16 protein-coding genes and 1 pseudogene are annotated in these 21,694 nt (G+C 43.7%); 11 read left to right on the forward strand and 6 right to left on the reverse strand.

Translation table 11 applies throughout. From position 1 onward, the window contains the following. Positions 1-53: 53 nt before the first annotated feature. Positions 54-1,448, forward strand: coding sequence for an asparagine--tRNA ligase (gene asnS, locus CLNEO_RS01090; RefSeq protein WP_066083598.1), 1,395 nt, complete (start codon positions 54-56; stop codon positions 1,446-1,448). Positions 1,449-1,587: 139 nt separating this feature from the next. On the opposite strand, the gene CLNEO_RS01095 is transcribed toward asnS, so the two are convergent. The 3 genes from CLNEO_RS01095 to CLNEO_RS01105 form a co-directional block, all read right to left on the reverse strand. After that, a complete protein-coding gene (locus CLNEO_RS01095) occupies positions 1,588-3,174 on the reverse strand; it encodes a flavodoxin family protein (protein WP_066083601.1) in 1,587 nt (528 codons plus the stop codon). Then, positions 3,171-3,734 carry a PadR family transcriptional regulator gene (locus CLNEO_RS01100; RefSeq protein WP_066083604.1) on the reverse strand — a complete coding sequence of 188 codons (564 nt, stop codon included), beginning with the start codon at positions 3,732-3,734 and terminating at the stop codon, positions 3,171-3,173. The genes CLNEO_RS01095 and CLNEO_RS01100 overlap by 4 nt, the downstream gene beginning before the upstream one ends. 356 nt (positions 3,735-4,090) lie before the next feature. Beyond that, a complete protein-coding gene (locus CLNEO_RS01105) occupies positions 4,091-4,948 on the reverse strand; it encodes a CPBP family intramembrane glutamic endopeptidase (protein WP_066083606.1) in 858 nt (285 codons plus the stop codon). Positions 4,949-5,580: 632 nt separating this feature from the next. Here CLNEO_RS01105 and argC point away from each other — a divergent pair. The 9 genes and pseudogenes from argC (at position 5,581) to rbr (ending at position 16,964) form a co-directional block, all read left to right on the forward strand. Then, complete coding sequence (gene argC / locus CLNEO_RS01115; RefSeq protein WP_066083611.1) at positions 5,581-6,510, forward strand: N-acetyl-gamma-glutamyl-phosphate reductase; 930 nt, start codon at positions 5,581-5,583, stop codon at positions 6,508-6,510. Between the two features lie 17 nt (positions 6,511-6,527). Continuing rightward, on the forward strand, positions 6,528-7,742 hold the full coding sequence (gene argJ, locus CLNEO_RS01120) for a bifunctional glutamate N-acetyltransferase/amino-acid acetyltransferase ArgJ (protein ID WP_066083612.1): 1,215 nt from the start codon (positions 6,528-6,530) through the stop codon (positions 7,740-7,742). A gap of 16 nt (positions 7,743-7,758) precedes the next feature. Further along, positions 7,759-8,616 (forward strand): acetylglutamate kinase, encoded by an 858-nt coding sequence (gene argB / locus CLNEO_RS01125; protein WP_066083615.1) that lies wholly within the window; start codon positions 7,759-7,761, stop codon positions 8,614-8,616. A 301-nt stretch (positions 8,617-8,917) separates the two neighbouring features. Beyond that, entirely contained in the window at positions 8,918-10,090 is a 1,173-nt protein-coding gene (locus tag CLNEO_RS01130; protein ID WP_066083616.1) for an acetylornithine/succinylornithine family transaminase, read from the forward strand. Between the two features lie 157 nt (positions 10,091-10,247). Beyond that, positions 10,248-11,153, forward strand: a complete 906-nt coding sequence (gene argF, locus CLNEO_RS01135) for an ornithine carbamoyltransferase (RefSeq protein ID WP_066083618.1) — start codon at positions 10,248-10,250, stop codon at positions 11,151-11,153. A 15-nt stretch (positions 11,154-11,168) separates the two neighbouring features. Continuing rightward, positions 11,169-12,242, forward strand: coding sequence for a carbamoyl phosphate synthase small subunit (locus CLNEO_RS01140; RefSeq protein ID WP_066083620.1), 1,074 nt, complete (start codon positions 11,169-11,171; stop codon positions 12,240-12,242). A gap of 1 nt (position 12,243) precedes the next feature. Further along, positions 12,244-15,429 (forward strand): annotated as a pseudogene (gene carB, locus CLNEO_RS01145) (carbamoyl-phosphate synthase large subunit); the annotation flags it as partial. Between the two features lie 33 nt (positions 15,430-15,462). Further along, positions 15,463-16,281 (forward strand): diaminopimelate epimerase, encoded by an 819-nt coding sequence (gene dapF / locus CLNEO_RS16830; RefSeq protein ID WP_456297611.1) that lies wholly within the window; start codon positions 15,463-15,465, stop codon positions 16,279-16,281. Between the two features lie 143 nt (positions 16,282-16,424). After that, positions 16,425-16,964, forward strand: coding sequence for a rubrerythrin (rbr, locus tag CLNEO_RS01150; protein WP_066083625.1), 540 nt, complete (start codon positions 16,425-16,427; stop codon positions 16,962-16,964). A gap of 200 nt (positions 16,965-17,164) precedes the next feature. On the opposite strand, the gene CLNEO_RS01155 is transcribed toward rbr, so the two are convergent. Both CLNEO_RS01155 and CLNEO_RS01160 read right to left on the reverse strand, forming a co-directional pair. Then, complete coding sequence (locus CLNEO_RS01155) at positions 17,165-19,693, reverse strand: FAD-dependent oxidoreductase (protein ID WP_066083627.1); 2,529 nt, start codon at positions 19,691-19,693, stop codon at positions 17,165-17,167. A 76-nt stretch (positions 19,694-19,769) separates the two neighbouring features. Further along, on the reverse strand, positions 19,770-20,150 hold the full coding sequence (locus CLNEO_RS01160) for a desulfoferrodoxin family protein (RefSeq protein ID WP_066083629.1): 381 nt from the start codon (positions 20,148-20,150) through the stop codon (positions 19,770-19,772). Positions 20,151-20,303: 153 nt separating this feature from the next. On the opposite strand from CLNEO_RS01160, the gene CLNEO_RS01165 reads away from it, so the two are divergent. Continuing rightward, on the forward strand, positions 20,304-20,948 hold the full coding sequence (locus CLNEO_RS01165; protein ID WP_066083632.1) for a Crp/Fnr family transcriptional regulator: 645 nt from the start codon (positions 20,304-20,306) through the stop codon (positions 20,946-20,948). A gap of 338 nt (positions 20,949-21,286) precedes the next feature. Here the strand turns inward: CLNEO_RS01165 and spoIIID are convergent, their stop codons facing one another. Further along, a complete protein-coding gene (spoIIID, locus tag CLNEO_RS01170; RefSeq protein WP_066083635.1) occupies positions 21,287-21,544 on the reverse strand; it encodes a sporulation transcriptional regulator SpoIIID in 258 nt (85 codons plus the stop codon). Positions 21,545-21,694 lie beyond the last annotated feature (150 nt).

Raw genomic sequence — 21,694 nt, forward strand, 5'->3', positions numbered from 1 at the left:
AGGCTAAAATAGGAAACATATGAATTCAGTAATAGGAAAAGGAGCGATCTCTTGTGGATTTGACAACAGTAAAATCGATCTATCGTGATACGGCAGCCTATGCAAGCAAAGAGGTAACCATTGGCGGATGGATTCGTACCATGCGTGTTTCCAAAAATTTTGGCTTTATTGAGCTGAATGACGGCTCTTTCTTTAAAAACCTACAGGTTGTTTTTGAAGCTGACACCTTGTCTAATTATACAGAAATAACAAAGCAGGGCGTTGGCGCAGCTTTGATTGTAAAAGGGCTTTTAGTGGAAACGCCCGATGCAAAGCAGCCTTTTGAATTAAAGGCATCTGAAATCGAAGTAGAAGGCACCTCTACCCCTGATTTTCCTTTGCAAAAAAAGCGCCACAGCGTTGAATTTTTACGCCAAATTGCTTATTTGCGCCCCAGAACCAATATGTTTTCCGCAACCTTCCGTATCAGAAGCTTAATTGCCTATGCAATCCATAGCTTTTTTCAGGAAAGAGGCTTCGTTTATGCCCACACACCAATTATCACAGGCAGTGACTGCGAAGGTGCCGGCGAAATGTTCCGTGTTACCACACTGGACTTAAATAATTTACCTATAACAGAGGACGGCAAGGTGGATTTTTCCAAGGATTTCTTTGGCAAAGAAACAAACCTGACTGTAAGCGGTCAGCTTTCCGCAGAAACCTTCGCTATGGCCTTTCGTAACGTATATACCTTTGGGCCTACTTTCCGTGCAGAAAATTCCAATACCGCCCGTCATGCGGCAGAATTTTGGATGATTGAGCCGGAAATGGCATTTGCAGACCTTGAGGACAATATGGAACTGGCGGAGGATATGCTGAAATACATCATTCGTTATGTCTTAGAAAACGCCCCAGAAGAAATGGAGTTTTTCAACAGCTTTGTGGATAAAACCTTACTAGAAAGACTGCAAAATATTTTGGACAACGACTTTGGCCGTGTAACCTATACAAAGGCCGTGGAATTGTTGATTGAAAGTGGACAAACCTTTGAATATCCCGTAGAATGGGGCATTGATTTGCAAACGGAGCATGAACGCTATTTAACAGAGCAGATTTTTAAAAAGCCTGTTTTTGTCACCAACTATCCCAAGGAAATCAAGGCTTTCTATATGCGCATGAATGAAGACAACAAAACCGTTGCCGCTATGGATCTTTTGGTGCCCGGTGTTGGCGAAATCATCGGCGGCAGCCAGAGAGAGGAGCGCTTGGAGCTTCTGGAAGAGCGTATGGAAGAATTGGGGCTGAACAAAGAGGACTACTGGTGGTATCTTGACCTTAGAAAATACGGCGGCACCAGACACGCAGGCTTCGGTTTGGGCTTTGAACGGGCGGTAATGTATTTGACGGGCATGGGCAATATCCGTGACGTACTGCCTTACCCAAGAACGGTTAAGAACGCAGAATTCTAATAAGCCTTGCCTCGGGAAATCAAAAATAATAATTTGTTTATGAAATGATTTGCCTATGGCAGACTTTGACCTAAAATACAAAAATTTACAGCAAAAAGAGCAGGTAACAACGAAGCTTTACCTACTCTTTTTTTGTTTCCTATCCTCTTGCCCACCGTGCCGGATACCATTTTTGAAACCATGCTGTATAAATACCCATCAGCACAGGCAAAACAGAATTGATTGCGCCTATGTAGGGGGAAAAGCCGGTACCCATCAAAATATAAGTCCATACCGCTGTGACAAGATACAGTCCGCCCCAAGCGGCAGTCAATATACGGTTAGTTTTAATAAATAAACGATTGGCAAAGGCCCTTTCCTTTCCATAATTTTCTGCACTGTAATGGGCGGTAAGGGGGATTTTCGTAAATGCTCCCACGATCCATAGCAGGCCAAATATGAAATAGCTGGCGGAAACGATAAGCCTTATATCCCCACCCAGTAAGACCGCCAACGAAAGTCCCGCCACAATGGGCACACTGACTTGCTCAAAAACCACAGGTCGGAATACAAGCCATAACAACGTAACAAGCGTAGTCACAACAATGCCTGCGGCGCTGCCGATGATGGGATTTATGGCTATGACTGTCCAAATGACAATCCAAGGCACAAGAAAAATCAACATATTGGTCTTGCGCTGAGGGTCTGCAGGGGATGGTTGTGCAGGAATGTATGCTCCAAAAAGCTCATCCCATTTTAGCATCAGGCTAAAATCCCCACGGACTGTATAAAGGCGTTGAAACAGGGCATCCTGCCCGGAAATTTCATTGCGAGAGATGGAACGCCAAAGGGAATACGGCGTTTCAATCCTTGTAGTATATGGCCTGAATCCGTCTGTTATAACGTTAGAGCCTTCCTTTGTTAACAAAATTTGATAGGTTTTTTGAATGTCGGTGTAATGAAACTCCAATACCCGTTCCATTCCATCCGGTCTATATAAAGCTGCCATCTGCACTGTAAAGCGAAGGCTTTCCTCGGCCGGCACCTTTGCGTCCTCCCCCTTGGTAATTCCCCAAGAAGCATCAGCCATTTTTTCAAATACATCCCGAGGATATAATGGCTCTTCCAGCGCCCCTTGGGTTTCCACACGTATTCCTCCGGCGGCGTATTCAGCCCCCCCACGACAGACAATTTCCAAATATGTGTCTATGCGATTTTTCAGTTCTGGCACGCTGAACAGTTCTCCCTGTCCGCAAAGGATTGCCGTGTAGTTACCCTTGCCGCAAAAGTGGTCAAACATAGAGATAACCCCGTCATAATTCCCTTTGGAAGACCAAAAGCCGCAAGTAGAAATAACAATATGCTTTTGACGGCTTAGGTCATAGCGCGACGGATGCCCTCCGCTCTCTACGCCTTCTGCCATAAAGGGCAGATTTAGGGGAAGCTGGCGGTCAATCAGGTTTTTTAAGCCCCCAGGGACGCTGAAATAGTATAGGGGAAAAGACCAAACAATCACATCCGCGGCAATTATTTTATCAAGAATTTCAGCCATTCCATCATTTATAATGCACTTGCCCGGTGTTTTATTCCAACAAGCAAAGCACCCCAGACAGCCCTTTACGTTGGCATTTGCAACATCAACAATCTCCGCATCAGTCCATGCGGCGCCCTTTAAAAATGCACGGGTAAGGTGCATGGTATTGCTATGTTCCCCTTTCGGCGAACCGTTGAAAACCAAGACTTTCATTCTCCCAGCTCCTCTTTTAACAGAACAATCGCTTTGTCCGCCCAGTTCAATCCGGCATCAAAAAAAGCATCCCCATAAAGCGCCGCTATTTGCCAGTATTTTGACTTCTTTTCATCACCCACAATCGCCCCATATTCAGAGATAGCATCATAAGCACTACCCAATCTATTTTTGCTTTCAAGGCACTTTTGACGGTAGGCATACAGCATTTCCAACGATTGTTTTGTACTGGTTTCTCCGGCAAAGAATACACGCATTAGAAATGGGCTCCGAACGCTCATTGCATCCATAATATCTGATTCCGGAGAGGACAGCCACTTCGTAAGTTCTTCTTTCCCCCCCTCTGTTATGGTATACACTCTCTTGTTTGGTTTTTCACTCTGAATCACCCGTTGGCTGGTCAACCAGCCTTGGCGTTCCATAGCGTCCAACTCTCGGTAAATCTGACTGGTCTTTGCCTGCCAAAAAAATGAAAGGGAGGCCTTAAATGCCTTATCCAATTCATACCCCGTCATAGAACCATAATTCAAAAGCCCCAGTAAACCATGCTTAAGCGACATAATCAATACCTCCAAAGTTATATATTCAACAAGTTTAATATACAACATTTTGATTATTATGTCAAGCGCACCTTGCTATAGAGAGCATACAGAGTGTCGAAAAAATTTTTCCGTTAACAAGATTAAGAGCATAGTACCAGTGCTACGAGGAGACAAAACGTAGACAAGGGCAAGACCTCGGGGCGCTGCCCCGAACCTCGCAAGGGATGTATCCCTTGACCCATTTATGTAAGGTTATTTCTTAGCAAAACCCCATGAAATGGGGTTTCAAATAAAAGTTTTTGGTCTTGCTTTTTTCAAAAAGCAAGTAGGTGTGGGCATAGCCCACGGTTTTAGGCGCTTTTTTTAACTTTTCCTCATGCTTCACGAAAAGTGGTTTTCTGCCTTGCCTTGGTTTTCCAATACAAAAAAAGAACTACCATAAAGGAAAGGGTTTGGGCAAGGGCAATACGCATTACCTGCATTTGATCTGCCCCCGAAAGGGCTGTAATATGCAATAAATTAATTATGGTATTATTGAAAAAATGATCCGCCATAGGCACCCAAAGATTCCCGAAAATTTTTGTAAGCATACATAGCTTTAACCCCATAACACCAGACATCACACCCAAGCTGAGCATTGCCATACAAGCAGAAAAAAGCTGCATTTCCCCATCCAAAAAGCTGCGCAAGGGTGCAGCAATATGCCAAAAACCAAACAAAACTGAAGATAGCACCGCCGCTTTAAAAAAGGAGTATTTCCCCTCTGCAATTTTTAAGAATAAGCCACGGAAAACACCCTCCTCCATGATTACATTGATGATATTGCCCATAATGCATAAAAAATAGAAAAGCAATGCTTTATGATTCCCCAAATTTCCTTGGATCCCATAACTGGTAACAAAAAAATTCAGACTTGGCTCGTTACCGGAAGCATATTGCATAAAAAGCTCAATTCCATAGGCAGGAATAAATACAAGCAGCCCAAGCAATAAGCCGTATGCAATATTTTTTCCAACCCTGACAGTTGTAAAACCAATCTCCCTTCCTTTGATACAAAGATACCGCAGTGCCCAAAAAAGAAGGACAATCCCCATCAGCTTATGTATAAATGCTTCCCCAACTATGGTGCGATCCGTTCGCAATATCATATATTCAAAGCCCCGAAATACAAAGCAAAGAACATATATGATCATAATTAACGCCATGCCCCAATTTTTATTTTCCTTTTTCATAACGTGCTCCTTTTTTTGTATTCATTGATGATTGCATATTCATGATTGTTACCATATTAACACCACTTATTTTCCCTGTAAAGCCGAAGCTTGATAAGCTTGCCCTTTATCATGGTTTTTTATAAAAATTCAAGCTTTTTCTTCCTAATATATATAAGGGCCAAAGCGAAAAATCTTTTAATAAAAATGGCAACCCTCCCTGCCCGAAATTGATAACCCTTTTTTATTTAAAGAATAACAAAGAAAAGCAATTTCTTTGGCAGCGCCTGCAATTTATTTTTATACCATGGGCAAGCAGATTTTTTGCATATTATTTAGTGTTAACTCCTGTTTTTTTGTATAACCCCCATGCATAATCACCGCAATTTTGTATATTATTCATATTGAACATAATATGCTTTCCTACTCCCTCACAACCAAATTTGTTTGTGCGCTTATTATTTATGGTATTTACCATAAAATTTTTACCATATCCCTTAATGTTTTTATTTATTTTTATGCTTTCCTGCCATGCAACCCCACAATATTGTTTGCATTTCTCCAAAATTGAATAATTATGCATTTTCCCATTGACTTTAAGTTTTAAAGGTATATAATAATAAAAAATAAAACGTTTAAAGAGGGGAAAGGCTATGAAGCATAAAATTTTTATTGACGGCCAGGTAGGTACCACAGGCTTGCAGCTGCGTCAGCGTCTGGAGCACCATCCGAATATTGAGCTAATGCTCATCAGCGAGGAGCTGAGAAAGGACGAGACAGAGAGAAAAAGGCTGATGAATCGCGCCGACGTTGTGTTTCTTTGCTTGCCCGATGCAGCGGCAAAGGAAGCAGTGACACTGGTAGAAAACCCAGAGGTGTGCATCATTGACGCCAGTACAGCCCATAGAACCAACCCCCTTTGGACCTACGGCTTTCCGGAGCTTTCCCCAAGGCTCAAAGAGGAAATTGCAAAATCAAAGCGCATTGCAAATCCCGGCTGTCATGCAACAGGCTTTATTGCCGCAGTTTACCCCTTGGTAAAGCTGGGCATTGTAAGCCCCGACTATCCTTTTTCCGCCCACAGCATTACAGGCTATAGCGGCGGCGGCAAGGGAATGATTCAAGAATATGAGGCCGCAGACCGCTCCATAGCCTATGAAAGCCCAAGACAATACGCCTTGAGCCAAGCCCATAAGCATCTACCGGAAATGCAGTATATTACAGGGCTTTCCGCTCCACCTGTATTTTCTCCCATTGTTTGCGATTTTTACCGCGGCATGGAAACATGCGTCCCTTTGCAAAGCAGGCTTTTTTCCAAAAAAATAACAAAGGCAGAACTTACATTATTAATAGAGGATTTTTATAAAGAGTCCAGCTTTATCAAAATTGCCCACGAGGAAAGCGGCTTTCTTCCATCCAACCTAATGGCGGACAGTAACGGCTTAATCCTTTATATTGAAGGAAACGACGAACAAATAACCATTACCAGCGTATTTGATAATTTAGGAAAAGGCGCATCGGGTGCGGCAGTACAAAATATGAATATTGTCCTCGGTTTAGACGAAACCGAATCGCTGATATAAGCAAAGGAGGAAATTTTATGCAGAAAATAACAGGCGGTGTCACCGCTCCTAAAGGCTTTCTTGCCGGCGGTTTGCACTGCGGCGTGCGTGCAAGCCAAAGTAAAAAGGATTTGGCCATGATTTACAGCCAAACCCCTTGTACAGCGGCGGCCGTTTATACACAAAACAAGGTATATGGAGCACCCATTACCGTTACCAAAAATAATATTGCCGACGGTATGGCTCAGGCACTCATTTGCAACAGCGGCAATGCCAATACCTGCAACGCCGACGGCGTAGAAAAGGCAGAGGCAATGTGTCAAATGACAGCAGAGGCCTTAGGACTTGCCCCAGAGGATATTATTATTGCCTCCACAGGCGTCATTGGTGCAGTATTACCCTTAGAACCCATTGCAAAGGGCATCAGGGAATTGGCTCCCCAACTTACAGCAGGCGGCGGTGCTTTGGCGGCAGAGGCCATTATGACCACCGACACTAAGGCAAAGGAAGAGGCCTATACCATTGAAATCGGCGGAAAAACAGTAACCATTGGTGCTATGGCAAAGGGCAGTGGTATGATCCACCCGAATATGGCAACCATGCTTGGATTTTTGACAACGGATGCGGCAATTTCCGCTCCCATGCTGAATAAAGCCTTGAAATTAGCGGTAGACGATACCTTTAACATGGTAAGTGTTGACGGAGATACCTCCACCAACGATATGGTTTCCATTATGGCAAACGGAATGGCGGAAAACCCTTTGATTGAGGAGGAAGGAGCTGACTTTGATGCCTTCTTGACGGTAATCAAGGAAATCTGTACCTCCATGGCGAAAAAAATTGCAGGAGACGGCGAAGGTGCCACAAAGCTTATGGAATGCACGGTAAACGGCGCACCCACCACACCTTTGGCAAAGGCAATCGCCAAATCCATCATTACCTCCAGCCTAACAAAGGCGGCAATGTTCGGCGCAGATGCCAACTGGGGACGCATCCTTTGTGCCATCGGCTATACAGACGGGGATTTTGCGGTAGATACCATTTCCGTAGATATTTCCTCGCCAAAGGGCAATATTCACGTTTGTGAAAACGGCGCAGGCGTTGCTTTTGATGAAGAAGTGGCAAAAAACATTCTTTTGGAAGAAGAAATTCATATTCAGGTAGAAATGAACCAAGGCCATGGAACAGCAACGGCATGGGGCTGTGACTTAACCTATGATTATGTAAAAATTAACGGAGATTACCGTACCTAATAGGGAGGCAGAAGCAATGATTGCAGATTGCAATAACATAAAGGCAAAGGTATTAACCGCCGCTCTGCCTTATATTCAAAAATACGCAGGTAAAACCGTTGTGGTAAAATACGGCGGCAACGCCATGGTTCATGCTGACTTAAAAAAAGCAGTCATGAGCGATATTATACTGCTTTCCCTGGTGGGGATTCATGTGGTGCTGGTGCATGGCGGCGGCCCGGAAATCAGCGGTATGCTGAAAAAATTAGACATCCCTTCCCGCTTTGTGGATGGATTGCGTTATACAGACGAGGAAACAGCCCAGGTTGTACAAATGGTGCTTGCGGGAAAAACGAACAAAGACCTGGTTTCCCTCATTGGACAATTAGGCGGAAATGCCATTGGACTTTGTGGCATTGACGGTGGTATGATTAAGGCAAAGAAGATTGATGGTGACTATGGTTTTGTGGGCGAAATCACACAAATTAATACAGACCCCATCACGCAGGCTATTCAAAGCGGTTACATCCCAGTCATTGCCACCGTTGGCACAGATTGCAAGGGCCAAACCTACAATATTAATGCAGATACAGCGGCGGCGGAAATTGCGTCGGCGTTGAAAGCGGAAAGCATTATTACCCTTACAGATATTCGGGGCCTGATGCGAGATATTTCTGACGAAAATTCCTTAATCCCCGTTGTAAAAATAGACGAAGTGGAAACACTGATGAATGACGGTATCATCAGCGGGGGCATGATACCCAAGGTGAAAAGCCTAAAAAAGTCAGTACAGTCCGGCGTGGAAAAAGCGGTCATGATTGACGGGAGAATTGAACACTCCATTTTAATCGAAATGTTCTCCGATGAGGGCGTCGGCACCATGTTTATAAAATAAAAACGCAAGGTCAAGACCGTGGGCTTTGCCCACACCTACTTGCTTTTTGAAAAAAGTAAGACCAAAAACTTTTATTTAAACCGCATTATATGCGGTTTAGAAAAAGAAAAAACGAATAACACATAATCATAAATAAAAATAATTATGCCCCTAGCAAAAACGCAGTTTTTGCATATAAAAGTTTCGCTCAAGCCTTTTCAAAGGCTTGCAGGGTTCGGGGCAACGCCCCGAGGTCTTGACCTTGACCTTGAACTTGACCTTGAACTTGAACTTATATTATTTAAAAAGGAAGGTGAATGAAATGAGCTTTGAAGAAATCAAACAACAAGATGAAGCATATATCATGCATACCTACGGCCGCTATCCCGTTGCACTTGACCACGGAAAAAACGCCACCTGCTATGATGTGGACGGTAAAGAATATATCGATATGACCAGCGGCATCGGCGTAAACGCATTGGGCTTTTGCGATAAGGCTTGGATTAGCGCAGTCACCACGCAGCTGAATAAATTACAGCATATCTCAAACCTGTATTATACTGCGCCTTGCGGCGAGGCGGCTAAATTGGTCTGCGAAAAAAGCGGCATGAAAAAAATGTTCTTTGCCAATAGCGGCGCAGAAGCAAACGAAGGCGTGTTTAAAGCCGCCAAAAAATATAGCTTCTTAAAATATGGCAAGGGCAGAAGCACCATTGTTGCTTTGGAAAATTCCTTCCACGGCAGAACTTTGGCAACCCTTTCCGCAACAGGTCAGGATCATTACCATAACTATTTCTTCCCATTTGTGGAGGGTATTGTATTCGCAAAAGCAAATAATGTGGAAGATACACTTTCTAAATTGACGAATGACGTTTGTGCTGTTATTATGGAAATGGTTCAAGGCGAAGGCGGCGTTGTTCCCTTGGATAAAGAATATGTACAGGCTGTTTATCAGTTCTGCAAGGAAAAGGATATTCTTTTTATCGTAGACGAAGTGCAAACAGGCATGGGCAGAACTGGCACCTTCTTTAGCTATCAGCAATTTGATATTCAACCCGACTTGGTATCCTGTGCAAAGGGCCTTGGCGGCGGCTTGCCCATTGGCGGCGTGTTGTTTGGCGAAAAAACCGAAGCATGTTTATCCCCCGGTGACCATGGCACAACCTTTGGCGGCAATCCCGTGGTTTGTGCCGGCTCCGTTGAAATTTTAAACCGTTTGAACGATGATTTTCTGGCTGAGGTTCAGAAAAAAGGCGAATTTATTAGAAATCAGATTTTAACTATGCCCCATGTAACAGGCGTTGCAGGAATGGGCATGATGCTTGGCGTAAGCCTTGATGTAGATGCAAAAGAGGTTATTAATCAATGTTTGGAGAACGGCTTAATGGTTCTTTCTGCCAAAACAAAGGTAAGATTGTTACCACCTTTAACCATTACCAGAAAAGAATTGGAAAAAGCACTTTCCATACTAGCCAATGTATTAAAAACAATGTAAAATAGAATTAGGTTATTCCGCAAAAACGCAGCTTCAGGCTAAGTGGTTTCAAAGCAATTCGGTTTGCTTTGAATGAAAAATCCACCCTTGTCCTCCTGCGTTTTGCGCTGTATATATTACAATTTCTCACTAGCGCACAAGAAAGAGAGGCATGCACATGAAGCACTTTTTAAAGCTGTTAGATTGCACAACGGAAGAAATCATCGAGCTTTTAGACTTGGCTGATCAATTGAAAAAATATGTTAAAGAAGGAAAAGAGCATCATTTCCTAAAGGGGAAAACCCTGGGAATGATTTTTGAAAAATCCTCCACCCGTACCCGTGTTTCCTTCGAAACAGGAATGTATCAGTTAGGTGGACATGCCCTTTTCATCAGCTCTAAGGATGCGCAAATCGGCCGTGGCGAGCCAACACAGGATACTGCCCGTGTGCTCTCTCGCTATTTGGATGGCATTATGATTCGTACCTTTGAACAAGAGGAAGTGGAAACCCTTGCAAACTTTGGCTCCATCCCCATTATCAACGGCCTGACAGACTTCTGCCACCCTTGCCAAATTATGGCGGATTTGCAGACCATTCGTGAACATAAGGGAAAATTAGACGGACTTCGGATGTGTTACATCGGAGATGGGAATAATATGGCGAATTCCTTAATCGTAGGCGGCTTAAAGGTTGGCATGACGGTAAGCGTTGCCTGCCCTGAAGGTTATCGCCCCGATAGCAAGGTGCTGGATTTTGCCAAGGAATACGGCGACAAATTCCTTCTCACCGACGACCCTAAGGTTGCCGCAAAAAATGCCGACGTTATGATTACCGACGTTTGGGCTTCTATGGGCCAGGAGGAGGAACAGGCAATCCGCGCAAAGGCCTTTGACGGCTATCAAATCAATGACGAATTAATGACGCTGACAAATGACGGCTGTATGGTGCAGCACTGCCTGCCTGCCCACAGAGGCGAGGAAATTACCGCTGAGGTTTTTGAAGCACACGCAGACGAAATTTTTGATGAAGCGGAAAACCGTCTTCATGCACAAAAAGCAATTCTCGTAAAATTAATGGGCTGATAGGATGTGATACCAATGAACAAAGCATATTTAGTTCTGCAAAACGGAAAAGTATTTCCTGGAAAACGCTTTGGTAATCAAGGCGAAATTACTGCGGAGTTAGTTTTTACAACAGGCATGGAGGGCTATTTGGAAACTTTGACCGACCCTAGCTATCATGGTCAAATTGTGGTGCAAACCTTCCCCTTAATTGGGAACTATGGGGTAATTCCCGATGATTTTGAAAGCCAATCCCCTTCTCTTTCCGCATATATCGTAAGAAACATCTGCGATTTACCCTCTAATTTCAGAAATGAGGGCACCTTGGGGGAATATTTGGAGAAACAGGGGATTATCGGCCTTTGCGATTTGGATACCCGTGCCTTGACAAAAATTATCCGTGAATACGGCGTTATGAACGCTGCCATTGTAAATGAAATCCCAGAGGATATGGAGGCTTTCGCAAGAAGTCTTTCCAACGCCGCCTTAAGCAGCAGCGTGGATAAGGTAACCTGTAAGGAAAGCTATGTAAAGAACCCCGAAGGCAGCAAACACGTGGTTCTTTGGGACTTTGGCTATAAGAAAAACATGGGCGATGAATTAATCAAAAGAGGCTGTAAGGTCACCGTTGTTCCCGCCCAAATCTCTGCCGAGGAAATTTTGAGCCTAAAGCCTGATGGAATTTTACTTTCCAACGGCCCTGGCGACCCCTCCGATAATAAGAGCATCATCGAAAATATCGGCAAGGTTGCCCAAAGCAAGGTTCCCGTGTTCGGCATTTGCCTTGGACACCAAATGCTGGCGCTGGCAAAGGGTGCCATTAGCACCAAATTAAAATACGGCCATAGAGGGGCTAACCAGCCTGTATGCTACACCCCAACAGGCAGACTGTATATCACAAGCCAAAATCATGGCTATGCCATTAAATCGGAAACACTACCCCCTTCCGCTGTGCTGTCCTTTACCCATGTAAACGACAATACCTGCGAAGGCATCGAATATACCGATATCCCCGCCTTTTCCGTACAGTTTCACCCCGAAGCCTGCGGTGGGCCTAAGGATACCAACTTTTTGTTTGATCAGTTTATGTCTTTAATGGGAGGGAAATAAAATGCCGCTGAATAAAAAATTAAAACGTGTTATGATTATCGGCTCCGGCCCTATTGTCATTGGGCAGGCGGCAGAGTTCGACTATGCAGGCACACAGGCTTGTCGTGCGTTGAAATCCCTTGGTCTTGAGGTTGTTTTGATCAACCCCAACCCCGCTACCATTATGACGGATAATGCCATTGCGGATAAAATTTATATTGAACCGCTGAAAATTGATGTAATCAAAAGAATCATTAAAAAAGAAAAGCCTGACGGCCTCCTTTCCACCTTGGGCGGTCAGAACGGCTTGACCCTATCCATGCAGTTGGCAAAGGAGGGCTTTTTGGAGGAAGAGGGCGTTTTGCTGTTAGGCTCTCGTTTGGAAACCATTGACAAAGCGGAAGACCGTTTGATGTTTAAGGAAACCATGGAAAAGCTGAATCAGCCCTGTATCCCCTCTGAGGTTGTAACAGATATTGAAAACGCCTTGAAATTTGCAGATTATATCGGCTATCCCGTGATTGTGCGTCCTGCCTTTACCTTGGGCGGAAGTGGCGGCGGTATCGCCAACAATAAAGGGGAATTGGCGGAAATTGCCCACAGTGGCTTGGAGGCCTCCCCCATTCGTCAGATTTTGGTGGAACAGTGCATTTCCGGCTGGAAGGAAATCGAATTTGAGGTAATGCGTGATGGGGACGGCAACGTAATCGCCGTATGTTCCATGGAAAACTTCGACCCCGTTGGCGTGCATACCGGAGATTCCATCGTTATTGCCCCTGCCGTTACGTTGGCAGATAAGGAATATCAAATGCTGCGTACTGCCGCTTTGGATATTATCACCGAATTACAGGTGGAAGGCGGCTGTAATGTTCAGTTTGCTTTAGACCCCGAAAGCTTCCGCTATGCGGTAATCGAGGTAAACCCCCGTGTTTCCCGTTCCTCCGCCTTGGCTTCCAAGGCAACAGGCTACCCCATCGCAAAGGTTGCGGCACTCATTGCCGTTGGTCTTACTTTGGGGGAAATCGAAAACGCCGTAACAGGCAAAACAAGCGCATTCTTCGAGCCTACCTTGGACTATGTGGTTGTAAAGCTGCCAAAATGGCCTTTCGACAAGTTTGTTTACGCAAAGAGAAAGCTTGGCACCCAGATGAAGGCAACGGGCGAGGTAATGTCCATTGCACCTACCTTTGAGCAAGCACTCTTGAAAGCCGTTCGTGGCGCAGAAATCTCCATGAACACCCTGAATTTAGCTCTTTTAGAGGAAAACACCACCGATGAAATCAGAGAAATGCTCTTTGAAGCCACCGACCGCAGACTTTTTGTGGTATATGAAGCCTTAAAGCGTGGCATTTCCATGGATGAAGTTCACGAAATCACATTAATTGACGAGTGGTTCTTGGGCAAGCTGATGAATATTTTAGAGGTGGAAAACCGTCTTGCAAAAGAAACCCTTACCGAGGAATTATATGTTTTGGCAAAGAATACAGGCTTTTTGGATAAGACCATTTTCGCCCTTTCGGGACAAACCCACCCCCACAGAAATGCGGTTTATAAAATGGTTGATACCTGTGCGGCGGAATTTGCGGCGCAAACCCCTTATTTCTACGCTACCTACGACACAGAAAACGAAGCCGCAGAATTCATCCAATCTCATAACAACGGCAAGAAAACAGTTATTGTTTTCGGTTCCGGCCCCATCCGTATCGGTCAGGGTATTGAGTTTGACTATGCTTCCGTTCACTGCGTTTGGACATTAAAAGAAGAAGGCTATGACGTGGTTATGGTAAACAATAATCCAGAAACCGTATCCACCGACTTTGACACTGCCGACCGTCTTTACTTTGAACCCCTCACCCCTGAGGATGTTATGGATATTATCGCCACAGAGCAGCCCTACGGCGTTGTGGTTGCCTTCGGCGGACAAACAGCAATCAAGCTGACAAAGGCCCTCTCCGAGGCTGGCGTGCGTATTTTAGGCACCTCCGCAGAAAGCATTGATGCAGCGGAGGACAGAGAAAAATTTGATGCTATCCTTGAGAAGCTGCAAATGTCCAGACCCAAGGGCTTTGGCGTTATGACAAAGGAAGAAGCCTTGACAGCAGCAACCCAGCTTGGCTATCCTGTTTTGGTACGTCCCTCCTACGTTTTGGGTGGACAGAATATGATTATCGCCTTTTCCGACGAGGAAGTGGAACGCTACATGGATATTATTCTGGCGGGGGGCATTGAAAACCCCATTTTGGTGGACAAATATCTCATGGGCACCGAGGTTGAGGTGGATGCAATTTGTGACGGCGAAGCAGTGCTCATTCCAGGGATTATGGAGCATGTGGAGCGTGCAGGTATTCACAGCGGTGACTCTATCGCCGTATACCCTGCTTGGAATTTGAGCGGCCCCTTGACACGCCGTTTGATTGAAGCAACAGAAAAGCTTGCCTTGGCATTGGAAACCAGAGGCTTGATTAATATACAGTATGTTATTTTTGAAAATGAAATCTATATTATTGAAGCAAACCCTCGTGCCTCCAGAACCATCCCTTATATCAGCAAGGTAACAGGCCTGCCCGTAGTTGACATTGCAACACAGGTAATGCTGGGTCAGAAGCTTGCGGATATGCCTTACGGCACAGGCCTATTCCGCCAGTCCCTATTCTCGGCGGTTAAGGTACCTGTATTCTCCTTTGAGAAGCTGACAGATGTAGATACCCACCTTGGGCCTGAAATGAAGTCAACAGGCGAGGTTTTAGGCATCGGTCGCACCTTGGAGGAAGCCATTTACAAGGGTTTGGCAGGGGCAGGCTATCAAATGGAGCATCGTGGCGGCGTATTGCTAACGGTGAAAAAGCGAGATAAGGTAGAAGTGGTGCACCCTGCAAGAAAGCTCCATGAATTGGGCTTCCAACTCTATGCAACGGAAGGCACTGCTTATGAACTCAATAAATACGGCATCCCTGTAACGGAGTTACCCACTATGGTGGAGGGCATTGACGAAATCATGGCATTATTGGAAAGTGGAAAAATTCAGTACATGGTTTCCACCTCCAACAAAAGCACACTGCCACAGCTTGCCAGCGTAAAAATTCGTAGAAAAGCAACAGAACGTGGTATTTTCTGCCTCACCAGCATTGACACCACAAACGCTTTGGTAAACGCTTTATCCAGCGGCTTCCACCTAAATAACATGGAGCTCATTGATATTGCTCATTTGCCCAGGGAAAAAGAAAAGCTGCATTTTATAAAAATGCGGGGAAGCGGCAACGATTACATTTATTTCGACTGCTTTGATCAGGAAATTAGAAATCCCGAGTTTTTAAGCGTATGGCTTTCCAGCCGTCGCAACAGCATTGGCGGTGATGGCATTGTGCTCATTGAGCCATCCAAGGTTGCAGATGCGAAAATGCGTATGTTTAACGCAGATGGCACGGAATCCGCCGTGGCGGGAAACCCCATCCGCTGCGTTGCAAAATATCTTTATGATCAGGGAATGGTTACTTCCGAAAATGTAACCATAGAAACGGGAATCGGCGTAAAGAACTTGGAACTTTTTATTCGTGAAAACAAAGTTTATTCCGTTATGGTTCATATGGGAACGGCTGATTTTAACCCCACGGCTGTACCCGTTACCCTTGGTGAGGAACCAGTAATTCACAAGGCAGTTACCATTGGCAATAAGGAATACTTCATCACCTGCCTTTCCATGGGCAATCCTCACTGCGTGATTTTCACGGAGGATGTGGAATACATTCCTTTGGAGGAGGTTGGGCCAATGCTTGAGCATGCACCTTTCTTCCCGGAACGGGCAAATATTTCCTTTGCTTCCATAGAGGACCGTACAACACTGCGTATGCGTGTATGGGAGAGAGGCATTGGCGAAACCATGGCTTGCGGCACAGGCGCTTGTGCTGTTGCGGCGGCAGCAGTTGCTTTAGGTCATTGCCCCGACAAACAAGATATTACCGTTAAGCTTCGTGGTGGCGATTTAATTATTCATTGTGATGAAAACAATATCACCATGACCGGTGATGCCCGCAAGGACTTTGAAGGCTTTATAGAAATTTAAAAAATTGACGTGGTATCCCAAAGGGATATCACGTTTTTTAAAAATAAATAATTTATTAGTTGACAATGATTATTATTTAATATATAATAATCATATAAAAGAGAAGTAACAAAAATATATAAAACAATTTCGGAGGTGTCTATATGGATTTAAAAGGATCTAAAACAGAAGCGAATTTACAGTCTGCGTTTGCAGGGGAATCCCAAGCAAGAAATAAGTATACATACTATGCAAGTAAAGCAAAAAAAGAGGGTTATGAGCAAATTGCAGCACTTTTCTTGGAAACAGCAAACAATGAAAAAGAGCATGCAAAAATTTGGTTTAAGCTGTTGCACGAAGGCGATGTACCTTCCACAGAGCAAAACCTGTTAGATGCAGCTTTGGGCGAAAACTACGAGTGGACCGATATGTATGCTACTTTTGCAAAAGAAGCAAAGGAAGAAGGCTTTGACCGTATCGCTTATCTTTTTGAAGCAGTTGGAAAAATTGAAAAAGACCATGAAGAAAGATATCGTCAGCTTTTGGATAATTTGAAAAACGACAAGGTATTCTCCAAAGAAGAAGAAACCGTATGGCACTGCGAAAACTGCGGTCACAGATTTGTTGGAAAAGATGCACCCAAGGTTTGTCCCGTTTGTAATCATCCCCAGTCCTATTTCCGCTTAGTTGCTGAAAATTATTAAAATAAAATTTGAACAATAATGAAAAAAAGAATTGATACTTCCCTATCAATTCTTTTTTTCTGTTTTTTTTGCCCTTCTTTTAAAATGATCCGGGTTTAGTGAAAAGACCTTTCCTTCCAAAAGTTTATGAAGCATTTTTTTGGTAAATTTTATTAAAAAGAGGGTGTCCGTTGTGGACACCCTCAAAAATCAAGTATTCCTTACTTGAAAAACTCTGTAAAGCTTTTCTTTTCCTCAATTGCTTCTGTCACCTTTGCAATTTTTGAGGTGTCGCCCAAAAGGATTGCACCGCAAAGCGTACTATTTAAGAAATAATACTTCTCCAGTATGCCCTTCCTTTCGTCCTTAATTTCCATTGTTTTATAAATCATATCCTCTTTGCTTCCAACATCACCCATGGCAAAGAGCATTGTTCCCAAGGCCGCTAGGGTTATCCCATAGGTTTTTTGGGCATAGCTCAAGTTATCTCCCGCTGCGTTTGCCCCTGCAATCCGTCCCATTTCCGCTGCCACTGGCCAAATTGCAATATTCATGCCTTGATATTGGGCACAATCACCGCAAGCAAAAATGTCTGTATTATTGGTGCGCATTCCTTCATCTACAACCACAGCACGCTCACAGATAATTCCTGCATCCGCCGCCAAGGCTATGTTTGCCCGAACACCCGTTGAAATAATCACCAAATCCGCTGGGATGCTTTCGCCACCTTCTAATACTACGCTGTCAACCCTGCCGTTTCCGCTAATTTCAGATATTTTTGCTCCCGTTACAATACGGATACCCTCATCATCTGCAATCTTTGTAAGCATATCCACAGCTTCCTTGTCTATTTTACCTGCCATCAAAACAGGTGCGCCTTCTAAAACTGTAACCTCCAGCTTCTCCTTCCGCAATTCCCATGCGGCTTCAAGCCCTAAAACACCGCCGCCAATGACAACGGCTGATTTTGCTTCATGTGCCCAAAGGCTTACCTTCTCCACATCTAAAATCGTTCTGATTGCCGTAACACCCTCCAGATCCTTGCCCTTGATTGGAGGAACAAAGCTATAGGAGCCTAAAGCATAAATGCACTTATCGTATGGCAATACCTCTCCATTGGAAAGAAAAATTTCTTTCTTTTGGGTATCTATCTTTACCACCCTTGTATCTAATTTCAGTGCTACATGATTGTCCTCATACCACGCTCTTTCCTCGCTGGCAATGGCATCACCGCTTAAGGCACCAAACATATTTTTTGTCAGCATCGGTCTATCATAAGGCAATTCGCCTTCCTCGGAAATCATGGTAATACTAGCTGTCTTATTGCGCTCTCGAATGGCTTTTGCCCCATTCAAGGCTGCCGTGCCGCCGCCCAAAATAATATATTTTTCCATGCTATCCTTGTAAAAGGATACCGATTCCACTTCAATAGGTGCAAAATTTTCAGGCCCTACACCACACACAGGGCAGCGATCCAAAGAAGAATCCAATATTTCGCCGCAAACCAAGCACTTCACAAGGGTAGACCTTGCACCGGATTTTGGGGGAGCATCCTTTTTCTGCAACTTCTCTCCAAACTGGTAGCCAAATTCAAAGGCCTCCAAAAGCTCTTTTTCAGAAGGCTTAAATTGCACACGGAAACCATCCATGACCCGCATATTCAGCTGCTTTAAGCGCTCAATCAAATGGGGTACACCCTCTCCGCTCCAGCCGTAGCTGCCAAAAGCACTGGCAAGCTTGCCGCCGTGCACAGGGGCAAATAAGGAAGTGGTTAAATCCCAAATGGGTTTTAATGCATCCCCTAAAATGGTAGGTGTGCCCAGCAAGAAGCCCTTGGCCAGAGCGATTTCACCCAAAACGACAGCGGGGTCCGCCGTCACCATATCATAAATTTTCACATCAATCTCTCCGCTTGCACGAATGCCTTGGGCAATTTTTTCCGCCAGCTCGCCTGTATAGCCGTAAGCACTTACATAAGGCATGACAACTGTTGTTTTTTCATTCACAGGAACCTTGCACCAATCTTCATAGATCTGAATCAATTCCTCAATATGGCTATCCAAAACAGGTCCATGCCCGGTGCATATCATGTCGATATCCAAGGATTTTACCACATCCAACGCATTGGTCATATACGGCTGTTTAAACGGCCCTAAAATATTATCAAAATAATATTTGGTAGCACGCATATAGCCCTCTTCATCCGTAACCGTACTTCTCAAAATACCGTCATGGGCATAATGAGAACCAAAGGAGTCACAGGTTACCAAAACCTTATCCTCAACGATATAAGTATACATACTATCAGGCCAATGCAGGTTGGGTAAAACGTAAAAACGCAGAGTTTTATTCCCAATGGGTAATTCAACCTTATCCTTTACCGGTATACTATAAAAATCACGATTTACAATTTGCTTTAAAAACCCGATTGCCGTAGGCGTTGCAATTATTTTGGCACGAGGGCATTTCTCAATAATATTCCTGATGCTTCCCGCATGATCCGGCTCGGTATGGTCAACAACGATATAATCAATTTTTTCTATATCCAACTTTTCGGATAAAGCTTTTTCATATTCACCAAAAAATTTTGCCTTTGCCGTTTCAAAAAGAACGGTTTTATCCCCACACTTTAAAATGTATGAATTGTAGGTAGTTCCAAACTCAGTGTGCATAATAATATCAAAAACGCGTAAATCCTTATCCAAAATGCCGGCCCAATAAAGGTCATCCTTTAGCTGTAATGTTTTCATTCTGCATCCTCCTTTTCCACTCTTTTTTATAAAAAACAAAGACCGGTAAAAACCGGCCTTTTATGGTTATACATTCTTACGCTTCATACTTCCAAAGACCGTGCAAATTACAGTATTCGTACGCAGCAATAAATTTTTCATTTTCTGTCAAAGCAAATTCAGCTTCGGGAGCGCCTGTATGGTCAAGGTACTTCAGCTGTCCGCCCTGAGATGTTTCCAGGTAAATCCAAGCAATGTGATGTTCTTCCAGCATAGGATGGGCAACACTGCCTACAACAACCTTTACCTTATTACCTTCCACAGTAACAACGGGAACGTGCTTTTCTGCCGCACCGTCTGAGGTATTCGCTTTCAACTCCTGCATCGCTTCTCCGCAACAGACAACGGGAACGCCCTTGTCTTCTACCTTAAGAATAATATTTTTACAGTGATTGCATCTAAAAAACTTCGGTGTCATAAATGTCAGCCTCCTTCATAATTAAGTTCTTTGTGTTTTTATCATGTTTTTTCTTGCTTTGCTTTATACAAAAAAGTTTACTTTTGTATAAATTTATGATACCATAAAATCAAAAAATTAAAAGTTGCAAAAGCGACAATTCGAGGTGTTTTCATGAAAAATTTGATTATTAACCCAATTTTTACAGGGGTTTCCATGGAAGATATCGAAAAAATGATTGTTTGTTTTGAGGCTGAAAAAAAAATCTTTCGTGATAAGCAAACGGTTTACGTTTATGATGCGGGCTGTCAAAAGGTTGGCTTGCTTTATCATGGGTGTGTATCCATAAACAGAATCAATGCGGACGGTTCTTTGGACATGATGGAATATATTGAAAATTCAGGTATTTTTGGTGCAACCTTTTCCTTTTTAGAACATGATGAAGAATTTATTGTTTTATGCGAAAAGGACTGTGCTGTTCTTTTTGTCGATAGAGCGCAGATTACAAAGCGTTGTTACAAGGCCTGCGCCCACCATAGCATTGTCATTGAAAACCTTCTTACCTTTATGTCAACAAAAATAGCCAACCTATCGGAAAAAGTGGATATTTTAAGCCGCCGAACCATTCGTAATAAGCTTTTATGCTTTTTTCGTATGCAATCGGCAAAAAGTGGTGCAAGCTCCTTTCAAATGCCCTTTTCTTTTCTTGCTTTGGCCAATTATCTTTGCATTGACCGAAGTGCAATGATGCGAGAGCTTAAGAAAATGAAAGAGGAAGACCTTATAAAAATAGATGGTAAAAAAATTCAACTTTATTAAATACGAAAAAAAGGGGCACAAAAATGTGTCCCCACAGACTGTTGACAAAGTCAAAACCTTGAGGGCTTTGCCCTCAAGCACCCACAAGGGTTTCACCCTTGACCGGCATAAATCCCATAGAATTTGGGTTTTACACAAGTTTTTATTTTGTTTTTTACAAAAAGCAAGCAAGTTTGGGCGGTGTCAAAGGTTTTTCCACCGTTTGAAGGGGACACAAAAATGTGTCCCCTTTTTTCATATTACAAAAGCCCGTATTACCTAAATGATACAGCAAACGGGCTTTTTTCTTATGCCTCCTTAAAAAAGCTTGAGCAACCATAGCTTTTTTCATTTTACCTTCAGCCTTTTAGTCTGTGCAGATATTTCTCCTTGGTGGCCAAACCGCCTCTGATGTGGCGTTCCGCTTTGTTGACTTCAAGCACACGACGAACAGAACGCGCCAAATCCGGATCAATGCGTTCTACGCGATCAGTAATATCCTTATGTACCGTGGACTTACTGATCCCAAATTTTTTCGCCGTTTCCCTAACTGTGGCATTTGTATAGATCATAAACTTTGCCACCTCAACCGCCCTCTCTTCAATATATGTTTTCAACCTTTGCACTCCCCTAAAGATCATCTTGGATTATTTATATGCAAGCACTAGCGTCATATATGAACCTTTTCGGGGATTTCTTTCAGAAGTAAAAAATTCTTTCGTCAAACAGCATAATAATTATTTTCTGTGTTATGTTAAAACGAACTA

Origin of the sequence: Anaerotignum neopropionicum, assembly GCF_001571775.1 — a bacterium.
GTDB lineage: Bacteria > Bacillota > Clostridia > Lachnospirales > Anaerotignaceae > Chakrabartyella > Chakrabartyella neopropionicum.